The organism is Vibrio sp. 1CM23M, from assembly GCF_023161755.1.
Lineage (GTDB): Bacteria > Pseudomonadota > Gammaproteobacteria > Enterobacterales > Vibrionaceae > Vibrio > Vibrio coralliirubri.
On record NZ_JALNTR010000003.1, the window covers coordinates 153,551 to 171,154 of the forward strand.

At 44.3% G+C, this 17,604-nt stretch carries 16 protein-coding genes and 1 riboswitch; of the genes, 9 read left to right on the forward strand and 7 right to left on the reverse strand.

The genetic code is table 11. From position 1 onward, the window contains the following. Nucleotides 1-14 precede the first annotated feature (14 nt). The gene (locus MSG35_RS11680; protein ID WP_248383990.1) at nt 15-1,067 is read left to right on the forward strand and encodes a COX15/CtaA family protein; all 1,053 of its coding nucleotides are present in this window, start codon (nt 15-17) and stop codon (nt 1,065-1,067) included. Next, nucleotides 1,057-2,034 (forward strand): heme o synthase, encoded by a 978-nt coding sequence (cyoE, locus tag MSG35_RS11685; protein ID WP_248383991.1) that lies wholly within the window; start codon nt 1,057-1,059, stop codon nt 2,032-2,034. The genes MSG35_RS11680 and cyoE overlap by 11 nt, the downstream gene beginning before the upstream one ends. A 106-nt stretch (nt 2,035-2,140) precedes the next feature. Here cyoE and gbpA read toward each other — a convergent pair whose 3' ends face one another. Continuing rightward, nucleotides 2,141-3,607 (reverse strand): N-acetylglucosamine-binding protein GbpA, encoded by a 1,467-nt coding sequence (gene gbpA / locus MSG35_RS11690; RefSeq protein WP_248383992.1) that lies wholly within the window; start codon nt 3,605-3,607, stop codon nt 2,141-2,143. Nucleotides 3,608-3,679: 72 nt separating this feature from the next. Beyond that, nucleotides 3,680-3,769: riboswitch (cyclic di-GMP riboswitch) on the reverse strand. Between the two features lie 323 nt (nt 3,770-4,092). Between gbpA and MSG35_RS11695 the strand changes: the two genes are divergently transcribed. The 4 genes from MSG35_RS11695 to aroG all read left to right on the forward strand — a co-directional run bounded on the left by MSG35_RS11695 (nt 4,093) and on the right by aroG (nt 6,812). Further along, the gene (locus MSG35_RS11695; RefSeq protein WP_017061749.1) at nt 4,093-4,446 is read left to right on the forward strand and encodes a hypothetical protein; all 354 of its coding nucleotides are present in this window, start codon (nt 4,093-4,095) and stop codon (nt 4,444-4,446) included. 100 nt (nt 4,447-4,546) lie between these two features. Further along, nucleotides 4,547-5,218: a DUF3313 domain-containing protein gene (locus MSG35_RS11700; protein ID WP_248383993.1), complete on the forward strand. Its 672-nt coding sequence runs from the start codon at nt 4,547-4,549 to the stop codon at nt 5,216-5,218. Nucleotides 5,219-5,230: 12 nt separating this feature from the next. Further along, a complete protein-coding gene (locus tag MSG35_RS11705) occupies nt 5,231-5,446 on the forward strand; it encodes a DUF3820 family protein (protein ID WP_248383994.1) in 216 nt (71 codons plus the stop codon). 313 nt (nt 5,447-5,759) lie between these two features. After that, the gene (gene aroG / locus MSG35_RS11710; protein ID WP_248383995.1) at nt 5,760-6,812 is read left to right on the forward strand and encodes a 3-deoxy-7-phosphoheptulonate synthase AroG; all 1,053 of its coding nucleotides are present in this window, start codon (nt 5,760-5,762) and stop codon (nt 6,810-6,812) included. A gap of 109 nt (nt 6,813-6,921) precedes the next feature. On the opposite strand, the gene MSG35_RS11715 is transcribed toward aroG, so the two are convergent. The 3 genes from MSG35_RS11715 to MSG35_RS11725 form a co-directional block, all read right to left on the reverse strand. Then, nucleotides 6,922-8,346 carry a phosphomannomutase CpsG gene (locus MSG35_RS11715; protein ID WP_248383996.1) on the reverse strand — a complete coding sequence of 475 codons (1,425 nt, stop codon included), beginning with the start codon at nt 8,344-8,346 and terminating at the stop codon, nt 6,922-6,924. A gap of 15 nt (nt 8,347-8,361) precedes the next feature. Further along, nucleotides 8,362-9,897, reverse strand: a complete 1,536-nt coding sequence (locus MSG35_RS11720) for a mannose-1-phosphate guanylyltransferase/mannose-6-phosphate isomerase (protein ID WP_248384364.1) — start codon at nt 9,895-9,897, stop codon at nt 8,362-8,364. 124 nt (nt 9,898-10,021) lie between these two features. Continuing rightward, nucleotides 10,022-11,155, reverse strand: a complete 1,134-nt coding sequence (locus MSG35_RS11725) for a mechanosensitive ion channel family protein (RefSeq protein WP_050650742.1) — start codon at nt 11,153-11,155, stop codon at nt 10,022-10,024. 186 nt (nt 11,156-11,341) lie between these two features. On the opposite strand from MSG35_RS11725, the gene MSG35_RS11730 reads away from it, so the two are divergent. Together MSG35_RS11730 and MSG35_RS11735 are read left to right on the forward strand one after the other, a co-directional pair. Continuing rightward, a complete protein-coding gene (locus tag MSG35_RS11730) occupies nt 11,342-11,998 on the forward strand; it encodes a TrkA family potassium uptake protein (protein WP_048612923.1) in 657 nt (218 codons plus the stop codon). 19 nt (nt 11,999-12,017) lie between these two features. Beyond that, nucleotides 12,018-13,385, forward strand: coding sequence for a TrkH family potassium uptake protein (locus MSG35_RS11735; protein ID WP_248383997.1), 1,368 nt, complete (start codon nt 12,018-12,020; stop codon nt 13,383-13,385). Nucleotides 13,386-13,497: 112 nt separating this feature from the next. Here the strand turns inward: MSG35_RS11735 and msrB are convergent, their stop codons facing one another. Beyond that, a complete protein-coding gene (gene msrB, locus MSG35_RS11740; RefSeq protein ID WP_248383998.1) occupies nt 13,498-14,640 on the reverse strand; it encodes a peptide-methionine (R)-S-oxide reductase MsrB in 1,143 nt (380 codons plus the stop codon). A gap of 201 nt (nt 14,641-14,841) precedes the next feature. On the opposite strand from msrB, the gene MSG35_RS11745 reads away from it, so the two are divergent. Next, on the forward strand, nt 14,842-15,240 hold the full coding sequence (locus tag MSG35_RS11745; protein WP_017068628.1) for an OsmC family protein: 399 nt from the start codon (nt 14,842-14,844) through the stop codon (nt 15,238-15,240). Between the two features lie 134 nt (nt 15,241-15,374). On the opposite strand, the gene MSG35_RS11750 is transcribed toward MSG35_RS11745, so the two are convergent. Together MSG35_RS11750 and phnX are read right to left on the reverse strand one after the other, a co-directional pair. Beyond that, on the reverse strand, nt 15,375-16,442 hold the full coding sequence (locus tag MSG35_RS11750; protein WP_248383999.1) for an OmpA family protein: 1,068 nt from the start codon (nt 16,440-16,442) through the stop codon (nt 15,375-15,377). Nucleotides 16,443-16,782: 340 nt separating this feature from the next. Beyond that, nucleotides 16,783-17,601: a phosphonoacetaldehyde hydrolase gene (gene phnX, locus MSG35_RS11755; protein WP_048608839.1), complete on the reverse strand. Its 819-nt coding sequence runs from the start codon at nt 17,599-17,601 to the stop codon at nt 16,783-16,785. Between the last annotated feature and the right edge of the window lie 3 nt (nt 17,602-17,604).

Genomic DNA, 17,604 nt, shown 5'->3' on the forward strand with positions numbered 1-17,604 from the left:
TAGGGAGATAAGTGATGCAGAATAAAGCCCCTGATTTACTGATGCTTGTGATGAGATTAACTATCTTGTTAACCCTTACCGTGATTGTTCTCGGAGCTTATACACGCCTGTCTGATGCTGGCCTTGGCTGTCCTGACTGGCCGGGTTGTTACGGTAAGATCACCGTTCCGTCTGATACCCAAGCGGTGAGTCAAGCCAATCTGCAATTTCCAGAGCGAGCTCTTGAAGCAGACAAAGCGTGGATAGAGATGATACATCGCTACTTTGCAGGAACATTAGGGCTGCTTATCTTTGTTGTAGTCGCTTGGTGTATTAAAAAGAATATTACTTCGATTGGGCTTCCTTTGCTTATTTCAGCCACTGTGATCTTTCAGGCTTTGCTTGGAATGTGGACGGTGACTCTCAAGTTGATGCCCGTTGTGGTTATGGCGCATTTGATGGGGGGCTTCACGTTGCTGTCACTGTTGTGTCTGCTCTATTGTCGTTTGTCTCAATTCCAAAGCCGTTTTGGCGAGGCTTATTCTCCAACACTTAAATTTTGGGCGCTGTTTGGGTTACTTATTGTGGTTGGGCAGATACTGCTTGGTGGTTGGACATCGTCAAACTATGCCGCTTTGGTGTGTACCCAATTGCCTATTTGTGAAGGTAACTGGATGAGCTACCTCGATTTCAAAAATGCGTTCGATTTTGCTCAACACGGACACGATAACTATGAGTTTGGCGTGTTGGAGTATCCCGCGAGGCTCACCATACATGTCATGCACAGGTTCGGGGCTATTGTGGCGACATTAACTGTGCTGATGGTCGTGTACCAGCTATGGAAGTTTGGCCAAGCACCTCACCAAAAGCTGAGCGCGATTGTCGCAATAGTGTTGTTTACTCAAATCAGCCTTGGGATCAGTAATGTATGGTTTCATCTGCCAATCTCAGTCGCGGTTTTGCATAACCTAGTCGCAGCGATGTTGCTCATCAGCATGGTTGTAACCAATTTTGTGGTGTGGCAACGCAAACCGAGTGAGAGCTTGGTGAAGAACAGTGTATTACAAGGAGGTAATCATGGTCAGTAGAACGTCAACACAGTATGAAGTGGTGGTTCAAGACGCAGACTTAACTCATAAGATAGCAGCCAACAATGACACAGCTTTAGGTAACGAAATGGCTGCAAAAAACAAAGCCACTTGGAAAGTTTATTTAACGCTGACCAAACCCAAGGTAGTGGCTTTGATGTTGCTGACGGCACTGGTTGGTATGTGTTTAGCGGTGCCTAACGGATTACCTTTACAGCAAACTCTGTTTGGAATGATCGGAATAGGGTTGATGGCGGGCTCGGCAGCGGCATTTAACCATTTGATCGACAAAAAGATCGATGGGCAAATGACTCGCACAAACCGACGCCCTTTGCCGTCAGGAGAACTCAGCAGCGTACGGGTGTTCAGCTTTGCTGCAGGCATTGGTTTACTTGGCTTTGTCACATTAGTGGTGTGGGTTAATCAACTGACCGCTTGGTTAACCTTTGCGAGCTTATTAGGCTATGCGGTGATTTATACCATGTACTTGAAGCGGGCTACGCCGCAAAACATCGTGATTGCAGGGATCGCAGGTGCAATGCCTCCGTTATTGGGCTGGACGGCGGTCACCAATGAGCTGCATTCAAACGCTTGGTTGTTGGTGATGATCATCTTTATTTGGACACCTCCGCACTTTTGGGCGTTGGCGATTCATCGTCGTGATGAATACGCTAAGGTGAACATCCCGATGTTGCCTGTGACGCATGGGATCGCCTACACCAAAACATCAATTCTGCTCTATACCTTGTTGCTTAGCATCGTGTGTATATTGCCTGTATTGGTTGGCATGAGCAGCTGGATATATCTGAGCGCTTCTTTGGTGCTCAACGGCGGGTTTGTTTATCACGCTTGGGTACTGAAATATCGTGATGAGCCTAATATGGCGATGAAGACCTTTAAGTTCTCCATCTATCATCTCATGATCTTGTTTGTGGCTCTGTTGGCAGACCACTATCTACTTTGGTAATCGCATTTCTGCTGTTGCTGAATAAGAAAACGGATGCTCTGGGCATCCGTTTTTGTTTGGCTAATTACACAAGCCACATACTTGAAAGTAAGTAACTCGCTAACAATTAGTCCACTTTGTTCCAAGCATCTTGCCAGTGTGAACCTACACCTGGTTCGTACTGAGTTGCTGTTGGAGCCCATTGAACACAGTAGCCAGAGTATGGGAACTCTTTACACTGATACACACCACCATCGCTGCTCAGAACCTTTGTTCCTGCAGTGTAAGATTCAATGCTTTCTGGGAACACAAAGTCGTAATCGCCCGCTGGTGGCGGTGTTTGCTCATCCATTAGATGGAAATCAAGCGTATTCTGATCCACTAAGTTACCTTGGTCATCTTTCGTCACAACCACAAGCATGTGGTGGCCAGCTTCTGACTTAGAAAGAGTCAGTTGAACATCTTCAACTTGTCCGTCTGTTAGGTCCGATTTCTGAGATGCAAGTGCTTCACGGTGATGGTTGTACACGGTAAGCTCAGCTTGGATATCGCCTGTTGCCGCTAACGTAAGATCAAGCTGAGTAGGTTGGCTCTCATCGATAATGTACTCTGATTCTAAGCCCGAGATTTCAAGATCATGCTCGGGTTCTGGAGTATCAATCTTGTAGCCGATTTCGACACTGTTAAAGCCAGAGCCTGCTTTTAGATAAACAGGATTCGTGCCGTAAACGGGTGCGAAATCGCCTTGGTCATTCAATTGACCTGCTTTGATTTGCGTCTGCTCTTGGTTGATCTTAGAAGCAAGCGCGTAAGACCAGTTATTGGCTTTGCCTTGTTCAGAAGTTTCAATCACAAGCTCAGTGCTGTATGAAGCGTTCTCACCAGACTGGTCGAATACACGCGTATAAACAGCGTCACCAACATTCAGGTCTTGTGTTGGGTTGATTTGACCGCCTTGATCCCAATCAGGAATGATAGGGCCGTCGCCATCAAATTTCACATCGATAACGTTGTAGAAAGCCGCTGCAGTGTCACCTACATCCCATACGGCAAGGATCACTTGATAACCTTCACGCTCTGGCACATTACACAAGTGACTGACTTGCATCGGTGGCTGTTCCATATTGCCTTCAACAACACAGAATGGCGTTAAGTCAAAAGAGCTGCGAGCCAACGGCTGGTTTGGATTCCAGTTGGGTTGAGTAATGTAATATTTCCAATTGCGAGTCTTGTGGTTAGCTGTGAATGTCCACTCGAAGTATTGAGAACCAGACTTGATAGGGCGTTTAACCCAGCGGTCTGCCTTTTGTTCGTCTAGTGCTGCTGCTAAAGAAGATTGCGCACTGGCGATTTTCCCATCAACAGGGCCAACTTCTGGGAAGCCTTCAGGGCCTTCTACACTTTGTGGTTCGTATTGGATACCACCACAGTTGGTGTTTTTCTCTTGCGTATCACTCGCAGGGAACTTACATAGGGCAACACGGCTCTCAGCTACGCCATTGTTGTATGCCGAGACATAACCGTGACCGAAGCTTGCACCGCTTACGCTAAGAAGCGATAGCGCGATGAGTGATTTTTTTGGGAGTTGTTTCATTATTTGTCCTTACTGTATTTGGCCGACAAAAAAGAGAACACTCCGGCATGCATTTACACTTAAATCCTATTAAGTGGCGGCCCCGCTATCATAGACAGAATATTTGTCGACAGACCGGTGGCTTTGCGTCCTATTCTTTCAAATAGTTTGCCAGAAGTGCGTTTGAGCAACCGAAATGTAGCCAACCAGTTTTATAAATGCGAATCAATCGATTTAAATGTGGAATGCTAATCTCGAACTTTTAATTCTTAATACAAATTAACTTGCTATATGTTTAGTTCGTTAATGTATAAATTATTGATATAAAATAAGAAAGTATTTGCTCTAATCGTTTTTGTGAATGAATTTGGCTTGTTCCGTTTTGCTCTGTACAACAATTGTACGCATATCAAAACCAAACCTTTGGTTTCCACTAACCGAACCCTGACACGCCATGTATGAAAAACCGGACAATTGATTGGTATGAATTATATAAAGGAGTCGGTATGGAATTCACAGAACTAGACAGAGACGCGTTGTATCAAACGTGGATGTCACAAAAATCGAGAATGCGAATTACGCAGATGGAGTTTTCAAAAAAGCTAGGCATGAACCAGCTTGATTTCTCTAGAGTGCTAAGAGGGGAGACGCCATTAACCATGTCTTTCATTAGTCACTTTTGTCGTTTACTTCATTTGGAACCAAGGAATGTATTCCCTTCGCTAAAAGAGGGTAATGAATCGGGGCCTAAAGTGGTCTATCTGAAAAGTAGAATGAGTGTTGATGGTGAGATCCAAAATGCTTATATCGAAGGAAATCAGGTAATTGTAGAGTACGCACACACTGTTCAACATGATTAATTTTAGAGTTAGCTCTGATTTTTAACCCCCTTTTTCTACAACCTTTTCACATAGGGTATGGCATACTTAGTTAGATTCCTTAATTTTAACTAAGTGCGTTATGAACCCTTTAAAAGTCCTTTTGCTTGTTGCAACCAGCATTTTCTTGCTTGGTTGTGCAGGCGGCCCAATTAGAACCGCTACTCAATTTACCAGCTACGAAGATTTTCAGGCTGGGCCTGACGGAGGCGTCGACTTGATTTGGGCAAGGGTTGGGCTACGTGACGCACAGCGTTTGAAATCCAAGTTAGATGATTATGACTCCGTAGTGATCGACCAAATTTTTGTTTTAGCAGAAGAAGGTTCGTTGGATCAGGAAGAGATTCAGGAACTCACTGAGCACATGGTTGAACGCTTGGAAGAGAAAATATCGCCTCATAAAACGATTGTCGATGAACCGACAGGAAAAACGCTGCGCTTGAGTATCGCTCTGAGTAACGTTGAAACGCCCAATCCGATCTTAGCTGTAACGAGCAGCGTTCTGCCGTTTGGCCTTGCGATGTCAACCATATCTAAGGTCACGACTGGTGAGCACACCAATGTTGGGAGTGCGAGTGTAGAGTTATTGGTCAGTGATGCTCAAGAGGGCACACCACTGTTTGCAGCCATAGATCGTGAAGCGGGTAATAAAGACTTTTCAACCATGATTGATTCGCTGGATGATGCCAAAGACGCGATCAACTATTGGGTTGAACGTTTAGGTGATACTCTACACAACATAGATGACGCATAGAAAGAGCGAATAATGCTAGAGAAAGAGAACCTGATTAAGTTGGCTCGAATGCAGATGCCATTTGGAAAGTACGCAGGTCGTACACTGATTGACTTACCTGAAGAATATTTGCTGTGGTTCGATAAAAAGGGATTCCCGTCTGGCGAACTCGGCGATTTATTAAAACTGTGCCTTGCTCTGAAAATTGAAGGGCTTGATAGTGTCCTCAAGCCATTGAAAAGAATGTAATTAAATAAAAGCTCACGCTGATCACGTGAGCTTTTTTGTTTTTAAGTTCGACATAATTTCACATGCATGATGAAGCTTGAAGGACGGCTCTTCTTACCTTGCTATAAAATACGCAATCGATAGCGTGTAAATAATGGTATACAGGGTGTTTTAAATATAAAACACAAAAAAAATTGCGTTTATTTTTAATTAGTGATTGAAACTAGAGTTTTTACTAGTTAAGTTACAGGGAACAAGAAGATTAGTGCTGATAGAAAGTGACGTGAGACAACGTACATTCAGCTCAAGGATAGAAAAAAGGAAGAAGTAAGCAATGTTCCAGACTGATGATGTAAGAATTAACAAAGTAAAAGAGTTATTACCCCCTGTTGCTGTTTTAGAAAAGTTTCCAGCAACAGAAGTTGCTTCTTCTACAACCTTTGAAAGCCGCAAAGCGATCCACAATATTTTAGATGAAAGCGATGACCGCTTGCTTGTTATTGTAGGTCCATGTTCTATTCATGACACAGAAGCTGCGCTTGAGTACGGTAAGCGTTTGAAAGTGTTGCGCGACGAACTTGGTGATAACCTTGAAATCGTAATGCGTGTTTACTTTGAAAAGCCACGTACAACTGTTGGTTGGAAAGGTCTAATTAATGACCCGTACATGAACGATACGTTCAAGCTAAATGATGGCCTTCGTCTAGGACGTAAGCTACTGCTGGACCTAACTGACATGGGCATGCCAACGGCAAGCGAATTCCTAGATATGATCACGCCTCAATACGTTGCTGACCTAATCAGCTGGGGTGCAATCGGCGCACGTACTACAGAATCTCAAGTTCACCGCGAACTGGCTTCTGGCTTATCTTGCCCAGTTGGATTTAAGAATGGTACTGATGGCAACATCAAGATTGCAACAGATGCTATTCGCTCTGCTAGCGCTTCTCACCACTTCTTATCGGTAACTAAGTACGGTCACTCAGCTATCGTTGAAACAGCAGGTAACCCTGATTGTCATATCATCCTACGTGGTGGTAAAGAGCCAAACTACAGCGTAGAACATGTTGGTAAGATTAAAGAAGAGCTAGCAGCTTCTGGTCTTCCACAAAAGGTAATGATTGATTTCAGCCACGCAAACAGTTCTAAGCAGTTTAAGCGTCAAATGAACGTATCTGATGATGTTAGTGCTCAAATCTCAGGCGGTGACAAAGCTATCTTTGGTGTGATGATTGAATCTCACCTCGTTGAAGGTCGCCAAGATCTTGTTGATGGTAAAGCTGCAACTTACGGCCAATCTGTTACTGATGCATGTATTGGTTGGGCAGATACTGAAACAGTACTTCGCCAGTTGGCAGACGCTGTTGAAGCTCGCCGTAACAAATAGACTAATTACAGTCAGCGATTAAGCTATTGAAAACTCAAAGCCCTTATTAGTAATCGCTAGTAAGGGCTTTTTTATAATTCTTAGTTATAAACTGAAAGTGTCAGTTTTCTTAAATGAGAAAAGACAGTAACTCGTCGACTTTAAGTGACAGTAAAGTTCTATCGTGCTTGGTTTCCACGTTGAGGCGTATTAATGGCTCGGTATTGGACTTTCTCAAGTTGAAGCGCCATGTGCCCATATTGATGCTGATCCCGTCTGTGTGATCTATCTCAACGGCATTATCTCGGTAGTGCGATAACACACAAGCCATGACTTGCTCTGGGTCTGAAACTCTGCGATTGATCTCTCCCGACGAGGGGAATCTATGCATACTGGCACTCGTCAACTGGTGAAGCGATTGTTGAGTTTTCGACATCAGCTCGATAACCAATAGCCAAGGAATCATACCTGAATCGCAATATCCAAAATCACGAAAATAATGGTGCGCACTCATTTCACCCCCATAGACGGCATTTGTTTCACGCATCTTCTCTTTAATAAGTGCGTGTCCCGCTTTAATTCCAATCGCTTTTCCACCATGCGTGTTAGCGACTTCAATCGTGTTCCATGTCATGCGCATATCGTGTAATACCGTCGCGTTAGACTGTTTGACCAAGAACGCTTCAGCAAGCAACCCGACAATGTAATAACCCTCGATGTAATTACCTTTCTCATCAAAGAAAAAGCATCGGTCGAAGTCTCCATCCCATGCGATGCCAAGATCTGCGGAGTGTGCCAACACGGCATCGCGTGTCGCAATCTGGTTTTCTTTGATTAAGGGGTTTGGAATACCGTTTGGGAACTTTCCATCTGGAGAGTGATGAACCTTGATGAATGTGATTGGAGCATGGAGTTCGTTGAATCGCTTCTCTAAATCATCGATAACATGCCCTGCAACACCGTTACCAGCATTAACCACAATCTTCATCGGTGACAGCTTTGATGGGGTTATGTACGAGAGTAGGTGCTCGACGTACGGAGCAAGAATACTGGCTGTTCGACAAGAATCAGAGGGTTGTACATGGCTGATCGGTAGATCGTTGACTGGTTCTTGCTCTAGAACCTCAATGCGTTGTTTAATTTGATCTAAGCCGTTGTCTTTACTGATGGGGCTAGCGTCTACACCGACCAATTTCATACCGTTGTAATTGATTGGGTTGTGGCTAGCTGTAATTTGTATTCCGCCAATCGCTTTTAGGTGACGAGTCGCAAAGTAAACTTCTTCAGTACCAGTCATACCTAGGTCAATCACGGTAATCCCTGACTCGATCAAGCCTTTGGTCATGGTTTCTTGTAATGACAGGGAGGTTTCGCGGTTATCACGACCAATCACTACCTGCGCCAAGCCATCGAATGGGGTTTCAGGCGTAGCGGACAGGACGTATTCGCCAAATGCCTTACCGAGCAGGTAGGCGAGTGGCTCATTGATTTGTTTACCAATGACGCCGCGGATATCGTTGTTCTTAAAGCAGCTCAGGTCTAATGTTGGTTTCATCGATTTGTCGCTGTTTTATTTCGTTTGGTTGTGCTTTGATGAGTGGACTTGTTGCTTGCGCACGTCTCGCCCATAGCTGTCTTGATATCGAATGATGTCGTCTTCACTTAAATGACTGCCTGTTTGTACTTCAATCATCTCGAGTGGGAGATCCCCTGGGTTCTCTAGGCTGTGAATATGGCCTAAAGGGATGTAAGTGGATTGATCTTCTTCAACCAGATAGGTTTTTTCATCGTTGGTCACTTTCGCAGTACCCGCCACTACGACCCAATGTTCCGCTCTATGGTGATGCATTTGTAACGACAACTTGTGACCGGGTTTTACGGTGATACGTTTAACTTTGTCGCGTTTGCCTAGATCGATTACATCGTATTTACCCCAAGGTCTAAACACTTCGCGGTGATGAAGATGTTCTGTGCGATCTGCTTGATTCAGCTGGCTGACAATCGATTTAACACCCTGAACCTTGTTTTTTTTCGCAACCAATATAGCGTCTTTGGTTTCGACAATAATCAGGTTATCGACGCCTACCGTAGCAACCAGCTTATTTTCAGCATGGATGTAGTTGTGTTGAGAGTCGACGGTCAACACATCACCTTCAATGACGTTATTGTACTGATCTTTTTCGCTTACATCCCAGATCGCGGACCATGAGCCAATGTCGTTCCAACCGACATCCATCGGGATCACCGCGGCGTGTGAGGTCTTTTCCATCACGGCGTAATCGATTGAATCACTCGGACTGCTTTTGAATGCTTCAGCGTCTATACGGATAAAGTCGAGGTCGGTATTTTGCTTTGCAAGAGCGAGTTTACAAGCCGCTAATATCTCAGGGTGGTGTTCGGCGAGTTCTTCAACATAGCGTGATGCCTTAAACATGAACATGCCACTGTTCCATAGGTATTGTCCCGAATCAATGTACTGCTCTGCAGTTGCTAGGTCTGGCTTTTCTACAAAGCATTCTATGGCGTAGGCGTGATTGATTGGCTGCTTTATCCCATTAGTATCAGTTTTAATACTGGAGGAAAGAGACTCTCCCTGCTTGATATAGCCATAACCAGTCTCTGGGGCGTCAGGTGTTATGCCGAATGTCACCAGTTTGCCTTGTTTTGCATAATCAACACCACGACTAATCGCTTGTTGGAATTCAGAGGTTTTCGCGATGTGATGATCAGCAGCCAGTACTAACAAGATAGGGTCGGATGTGCTTTGTTCATTAAGCGGTGGTTTACTTAAAGCCTTTAGGGCGGCAAGCGCAATAGCTGGGGCTGTGTTTCTACCGACTGGCTCTAACAGTATTCCACTGTGTTGGATATTGGATGCCCGAGCTTGTTCAGCGGCAATAAAGCGATGTTCTTCATTACAGATAATGAATGGGGCACGGCATTTACTATCCATCAAGTGCTCTTCAAGACCTTGCAGGCGTTGAAGCGTTTGCTGAAGCATTGACTGTTCACCGGCAATATTGAGAAATTGCTTAGGGTAAAGCTCGCGAGACAGTGGCCAGAGACGACTTCCGGAGCCGCCGGCTAGAATGACAGGTAAAATCATAGCGTGGTAATTAGGTGCATTTGAATACTTGCGCCATGTTACCACGCTTCACTCTGTTTATTTATCGATAACCAGTTTACTTATTATTAACCAGCTTACTTCTCGACAATTAATATGGGCTTGGCTATTGATGACCTTCCGGGGCGGAAGTGATCATACTTTGAGCCTCACCAAAAGCGTGAGTTTCACCAAAGCCCTGAGGATCGATTTTGAGCGTTTGCGTTGGGAAGGCGATATCTGCATTGTGCTTATGAATAATCGCTAACACTTGCAACAGGACATCTTGTTTAACTTCGTGGTATCTCACCCAGTTGACTGTTTTTGTGAAGGTGTAGATAAAGAAGTTAAGTGTTGACGGCCCAAACTTATCAAAGTTAACGATCAGCGTCTGTTTGGCATCAATATCAGGGTGCGTTTCAAGCATGGCTTTTACGTCATCCACAATCAGAGCCAGTTTGTTTGCATCTTGGTAACGCAGCCCAAAAGTCTCATTGATTCTGCGGTTCAACATTCTTGATGGGTTCTCGACCACAATGTTACTGAACACAGAATTCGGCACGTACAAAGGACGCTTATCAAAGGTGCGAATGATGGTCATGCGCCAACCAATGCGTTCGACAGTGCCTTCGATTTGACGATCGGGAGAGCGTATCCAATCACCGACTTTAAAAGGGCGGTCGAAGTAAATCATCATGCCACCGAAGAAGTTCGACAGTAAGTCCTTAGCCGCTAAACCGACGATCAAGCCACCAACACCACCAAAGGTGAGTAAGCCGGAAAGACTGAGCCCAAATGCCTGCATAATGGTGAGGCCGCCCATCACCATAAAGAACAAGCGAGCGACTTTCGCTATCGCTTGCACTGTGGTTTCGTCTCTGGTTTTTTGCTCTAAGACATAGGCTTCAGTGTTAGTGATCATTCGTAAGGTAAACCAAACGAAGGTACAGATAATCAATATGTGCTTAAGTGTTTTTAACCAGTTGATTTCATTGCCAAACTGGTCTTGAAGGATTAGCCCTACGGATACTGTAGCAGGCCAACACCAAAGTAACGTGCTGACAGGGGTTTTGAGTGCTTCTAGCAGTAGATCGTCCCAGTGAAATGGGGTTTTTTGAACCAGAATTTCTAAGCGATTATGGATAATTCGCCAAGCTACCCAAGCGAGAAAACTCGCAATAGTGATGAATAGGACGCTGTTTGCCCAATCACTATGGCTCTGGTTGATGTAGGTTTGTACTTGGGTTATGAATTCATTCATTGTGTGTGCTGCCGCAGAAATTATGAATTGGAAATTAGCAGAAACTCGAGTTGTTCTCTACCTTTATAAATCAAGCGATTATGACAATAGTATAACCTTATTCTTGCAGAACTAACTTTTTTTGAGATAGAAACTAATGTAGGTTTGGCTATCCCGTGTAATTAAAATTTCTAAACAGGATTTCAAATGAGCGACAAACAATATGCAGTTATCGGTTTAGGGCGATTTGGTTTATCTGTTTGCAAAGAGCTGCAAAGTTCAGGGGCGCAGGTACTCGCCGTCGATATTGATGAAGAGCGAGTGAAAGAAGCAGCGGCTTTTGTTTCACAAGCGATTGTTGCGAACTGTACAAGCGAAGAGACAGTTAAAGAGTTAAGACTCGACGATTACGACATGGTGATGGTGTCGATTGGCTCTGATGTGAACTCCAGTATTCTGACTACTCTGGTGGTAAAAGAGTCAGGCGCAAAAGCTGTTTGGGTAAAGGCGAACGATAAGTTTCACGGCAAGATTCTCTCTAAGATTGGTGCTGACCATATCATCATGCCTGAACGAGATATGGGCATTCGTGTTGCGCGTAAAATGTTGGATAGACGCGTTCTTGAGTTTATCGATCTTGGCAGCGGTTTAGCGATGACGGAGATTGTTATCGGTGCCAAGTTGCTAGGTAAGAAACTTGGTGACCTTAAGCTGTGTAAAGAAAATGGTGTTGAGGTACTTGGCTTCAAGCGAGGACCGAACCTCACTAAAGCACCAGAACTGGATGTGAGTTTAGAAATTGGGGATGTGGTGATCATCGCTGGGCCGAAAGAGACCTTATCTAGAAAGCTACGCAATTGGTAATTGGCAATAAGGTAACAGTATGAATTCGTTAAAACGAAAAGGTACTTTCTACACGCTTAAGAGTGATAAAAAGCCACGTAAAGGCTCAGAACCTAAGATTATCCTTACGAGCTTCTTAGGCGTACTTATCCCCTCTGCAATATTGTTGACGATGCCTGTATTCTCTGTGACAGGCCTAAGTTTTACGGATGCACTGTTTACAGCAACCTCGGCGATCAGCGTGACAGGATTAGGTGTTGTCGATACCGGTGAGCATTTCACCCTGGCGGGCAAAATCTTACTGATGTTCTTGATGCAAGTCGGCGGGTTAGGGCAGATGACGCTATCTGCGGTACTGCTTTACATGTTTGGTGTTAGGTTAAGCCTTAAACAACAAGCACTCGCGAAAGAAGCGCTTGGCCAAGATCGTAAGATTAACCTTCGTAAATTAGTTAAGAAGATCATCATCTTTGCATTAGTGGCTGAATTTATCGGTTTTGTATTGCTCTGTTTCCGCTGGGTGCCTGAGATGGGATGGTCAACGGGCAGCTTTTATGCACTTTTTCACGCGATATCTGCATTCAACAACGCAGGTTTTGCACTGTTTTCAGACAGTATGATGAGTTTTGTTGATGATCCATTGGTGACCTTTACCTTAGCTGGCTTGTTTATTTTCGGCGGGCTAGGCTTCACAGTCGTCGGCGACCTATCGAGTAACTGGCGTAAAGGTTTTCGACATCTTCATTTACACACCAAGATTATGCTAACCGCCACTCCGACTCTATTGTTGGTAGGTACGGTATTGTTCTGGCTGTTGGAAAGAAATAACTCAGCAACCATGGAAGGGTTATCGACTCAAGGACAGTGGCTAGCCGCATTTTTTCAGTCGGCAAGTGCTCGTACTGCTGGCTTTAATAGTGTGGATTTGTCTCAGTACACACAGCCTGCGTTGCTGGTAATGATTGTACTGATGTTGATTGGTGCAGGTTCTACCTCAACAGGTGGTGGTATTAAGGTTTCGACCTTTGCAGTCGCCTTTGTCGCAACGTGGACGTTCCTACGTCAGAAAAAGCATGTAGTGATGTTTAAGCGAACCGTAACTTGGCAAGCGGTAACAAAGTCATTGGCCATTATTGTGGTAAGTGGGGCGTTATTAACCACCGCGATGTTTTTGTTAATGCTTACTGAAAAGGCAGCGTTTGATCGAGTCATGTTTGAGGTGATTTCAGCATTTGCAACGGTTGGTTTAACAGCTGGCTTAACCGCAAACCTGACTGAGCCTGGTAAATACATCATGATTGTCGTTATGGTGATTGGACGTATCGGTCCATTGACCTTGGCTTATATGTTAGCTCGCCCAGAACCTTCCTTGTTGAAATACCCAGAAGACACGGTGTTAACGGGTTAATAAGATGAACAGGCTAATAAATAAAGCTCTGTAAATGAAGCTCTGTCAATAAAAACAAAGCCAGCGATATGCTGGCTTTGTTGTCATAGGCTTATCGTTAATTGCTGAATGCTTATCCCTCAAACATCTCAACGTATTCCTCATAGCCTTCTTCTGCTAATTTATCCGCTGGGATAAAGCGCATTGCGGCTGAGTTCATGCAGTAACGTAACCCTGTTGGTTTTGGACCATCTTTAAATACATGTCCCAGGTGAGAATCGCCAAACTTACTGCGAACCTCTGTTCTTGGGTAAAGCAGTTTGTAATCAGTAGTTGTGACGACATAAGCCTCGCTGATTGGCTGTGTAAAGCTCGGCCAGCCTGTACCTGATTTGTATTTGTCTTTTGAAGAGAACAATGGCTCTCCAGTTACGATATCAACGTAGATACCTTCCTGTTTGTTATCCCAGTATTTGTTATCAAACGGACGTTCTGTCGCATCATCTTGCGTTACATCGTATTGAAGTGCCGTTAGCTTGGCTTTAATCTCAGCATCAGACGGTTTAACGTAGGTCTTAGCATTGGCTGTCGCATTTTTTCTGTCGATGATCTGACGGAGTGTTTGCGGATTCTCTTTTCTATCGTCACCGAAGATCTTATCTAGGTACTGATCGCGGCCAGAAGCATAGCGGTAGTAGTTATAACGAACTTTACTCTTCTTGTAATAGTCTTGGTGATAGTCTTCCGCTGGCCAGAATTTTTCAAATTCAATCAGTTCTGTTTTTAGTGGTTCACCAAAGATATTAGCTTTGTCGATCTCCATCATGAAGTTCTGAGCAACATCTTTTTGTGCTTGGTTATGATAGAAAATAGCTGGTCGATAATGACGGCCTCGGTCTACAAAAGAGCCTTTGTCATCGGTTGGGTCGATGTGTCTGAAGAATTGGTCAAGAACCTGTTCATAGCTAACAACATCAGGGTTGTAAGTCACGTTGATCACTTCGATGTGACCAGACTTGCCTGAGGATACTTGTTTGTAGGTTGGATTTTCTAGTTCACCACCAGAATACCCAGAGATAACGTCGGTGACGCCTGTCAGCTTTTCTAGGTCGGATTCTGTACACCAAAAACAACCACCAGCTAGTGTCGCGATTTCACTTTTACCTGAATTAGCTGTTTTATCCATTGTATTGGCAGTGCCAGTCTGGCTCACAAACAGCGAAATCAGTGGTAGCGCAACCACGAGTGATACCAATATTTTAGATAATTTATTCATAGATACCTCATCTTGACGTTCTTCTCATTCGATTTTGAATGTACGAATAGAGACAGGTTTTAGATGGAAAAAATTGCATCATTCATGAAAAAAATATGTCATTGAGAAAATCTTGCTCATAAATGTCGCCAGTAGTAGGGTGTCGGTACTAACAATAAATAATAGACAGTGATGGCGGTTATCGGTCATCTAAGGAACAGTATGCAAGCAGAAGTTAAATGGGTCGAAGGCTTTAAATTCCTAGGTCAATCTCAATCAGGTCACTCTGTCGTGATGGATGGAAGTGGTGGTGCAACTGCGCCAAGCCCGATGGAAATGGTGTTAATGGCGGCTGGTGGTTGTAGCTCTGTTGATGTGGTTGATGGTTTGAAATCTGCAGGCCAGAACATCACAGGCTGTAATGCAAAACTTGAAACAACACGTCGTGAAACCGCACCAAAAATCTTTACCGTGATTAATATTCATTTTGAAGTATCGGGTGACAACCTTGATCCTGAGCTTGTTGCTAAAGTCTGTGCGGATTCATTAGAAAAATACTGTTCAGTATGTCTAATGCTAGGTGCTGGTGTAGAGATGACTCACAGCTGGGAAATTGTCTAATCTTCTGGTTTACAGTTTGAGTTAGGCTATTTTTATGGCTTACGGCTTACGGCGTATGAGTAGAGCCAGGGAAAGAAAAGGGCGGCTCACTTAAAGTGCTCCGCCCTTATTAGTTTGGTCAAGGTAGAGTGCGATTATTCAGCTGTTTCTACGATAACTTCTTCAACTTGAACTTCTTCTTGATATTCGAAGCTTGGGATAGTTGCTTCCACACGGCGGTTTTGTGCACGGCCTTCAGCGGTAGCGTTTGATGCGATTGGGTTTTCTTCCCCTTCACCAGAAGCCGTAATACGCTCTGCTTCAATGCCTTGCTCTTCGATGTATGCGGCAACCGCAGCTGCACGTTTCTTAGATATCATCATGTTGTATTCTGCCGCACCAGTTGAGTCAGTGTGGCCAACGATGTTAACGGTCGATTGAGGGTGCGCTTGTAAGACTTCAACAATTGGCTGTACAGCTGTTTTACCTTCTTCTGAAAGCTCTGTGCTGTTAGTCGCAAATGTACCTTGAGAGAAGCTCTCGGTTTGCGCTTTAGTAACAACTACCGCTGCTTCTTCTTCAATAACCACAGTTTCTGGCTCGGTGATTGGCTCAGAAGGTGCTTGAGTCACTGCCGCCGCAGAAGCTTCAGCCGCTGCTGCGGTTGTGTTGCCTGTACCGAAGTTGTAGCTAAGGCCAACAGTCACAAGGTTGGAGTTAAGGTTTTGAATGATCTTATCATCAAAATCATCGAAGTATTGGTACTCAACTCTCAGGGCCCAGTCGTCTGATAGCTGCTTCTCTGCGCCGATACCTAAGGCCAATACAACGTCGTCCTCGTTATCGTGCATGATGTAAGCTGGACCGGCTTTGAAGAAAATATCAAATTCTTGCTTAATCGCTAATCGATACATTGGGCTCAAAGAAATGGCTACGATAGAATCGCTGTATGTTTTAGGCGTTCCGTTGTTGTTAAAGCTGGTGTCATAATCACCTAAATAATCTGCATTCAATTCTAGAGCAATGTTATCGGTAAAGTTGTAACCACCGTAAATACCGCCAGCAACTGAATCATCTTCACAATCAACGTTGTCGACACAAGCGCTATCTAGCCAACCCATGCCAACTTTTGCGCCTACGTATGTCGTTGCGGCAATTGATGGAGCAGCAGCGAAACCTGAAGCAGCTATTACTGCACACATGATTTTTGACAGTCTTTTCATAATCTTATCCTTGGATTAACTCTTATTGTTATCTGAATGAGCCTTTAAAGCGACGACTTACTGATTGGGACACTGCAGCAGTAAGTCGTTCAAGGCGTAGATTCAGGTCGAACCTATCTTGGAACTGTTGTTACATTGTTAGTGTAGTTGCTTATTGGAGTCAATGAAGTTGTTGAAATTTATATATTTAAGGTGCTATTTACAGAGGTTTTTGTCAATTAATTGTTGTCTCAAATATTGGAAACGAAGAAACCTCGTATCATTTTTAGGTGATACGAGGTTTCTTTTTATGTGTGCGGATTATTGGGCTATAGGCCCTGATTTGCGGAAGTTACAGGAGTTATGGGCGCTCTCCGGCTAACAAACGTTTTTCAATGTCTGCAATGACACCAGGTAGGTCTGCAATGGTATCGATTAGGTAGTGTGGGTTTGATTTGTTTAGCTTAACGCTTGCTTTTTCACGTGCAGCCGCAAGTGTTGTCTCGTCTGCATCTAAATATTCTTGATACGTTAACCCTGCTTCGTTCCCCGATAATACAAGTCCAACTGTCCACATGCCTGCGTTGTGACCTTCATCGATCCCCGGTGCTGCGTCGTCTACTTTTACACACGCAGCAACGCTAGTTACACCTAGGTCGATTACGTTTTTCAGTGCCATAAATGGAGCAGGGCGACCACCTTGAGGTAAGTCATCGGTCGCTACCACGTTATCTGGTCGGTAACCGTAATCTGCAGCGGCAGGAATTAAAACATCCATCACTTCACGTGGATAACCTGAACAAGAGCCGATCTTCACGTTCTTCTCTTTAAGGTTATTGACCACTTCTATCGCATTCAAAATAGGTGCTGCGTGATCGGCTACTTTCGCTTTTTGAAGAGGCATGAATGCCGCGTAGATCGCGTCAACGTCTTCACTTGTCATCGAGCGTCCGAACTGAGCCTTCCAACGAGCGTCAACAGCTGGAATTCGACCCACTGCTTGGATGTGGTCCCATTTTCCGATCCCCATAGGTTCACGCGCTTCTGCTAAGTCGATATCAAAGTCGAAACCTTGTCTGAATGCTTCAACGAAAATACTGGTTGGAGCAAATGATCCAAAATCAACGATAGTGCCAGCCCAGTCAAAGATAACCGCTTGGATAGGTGATGTTGTGTTCATAGT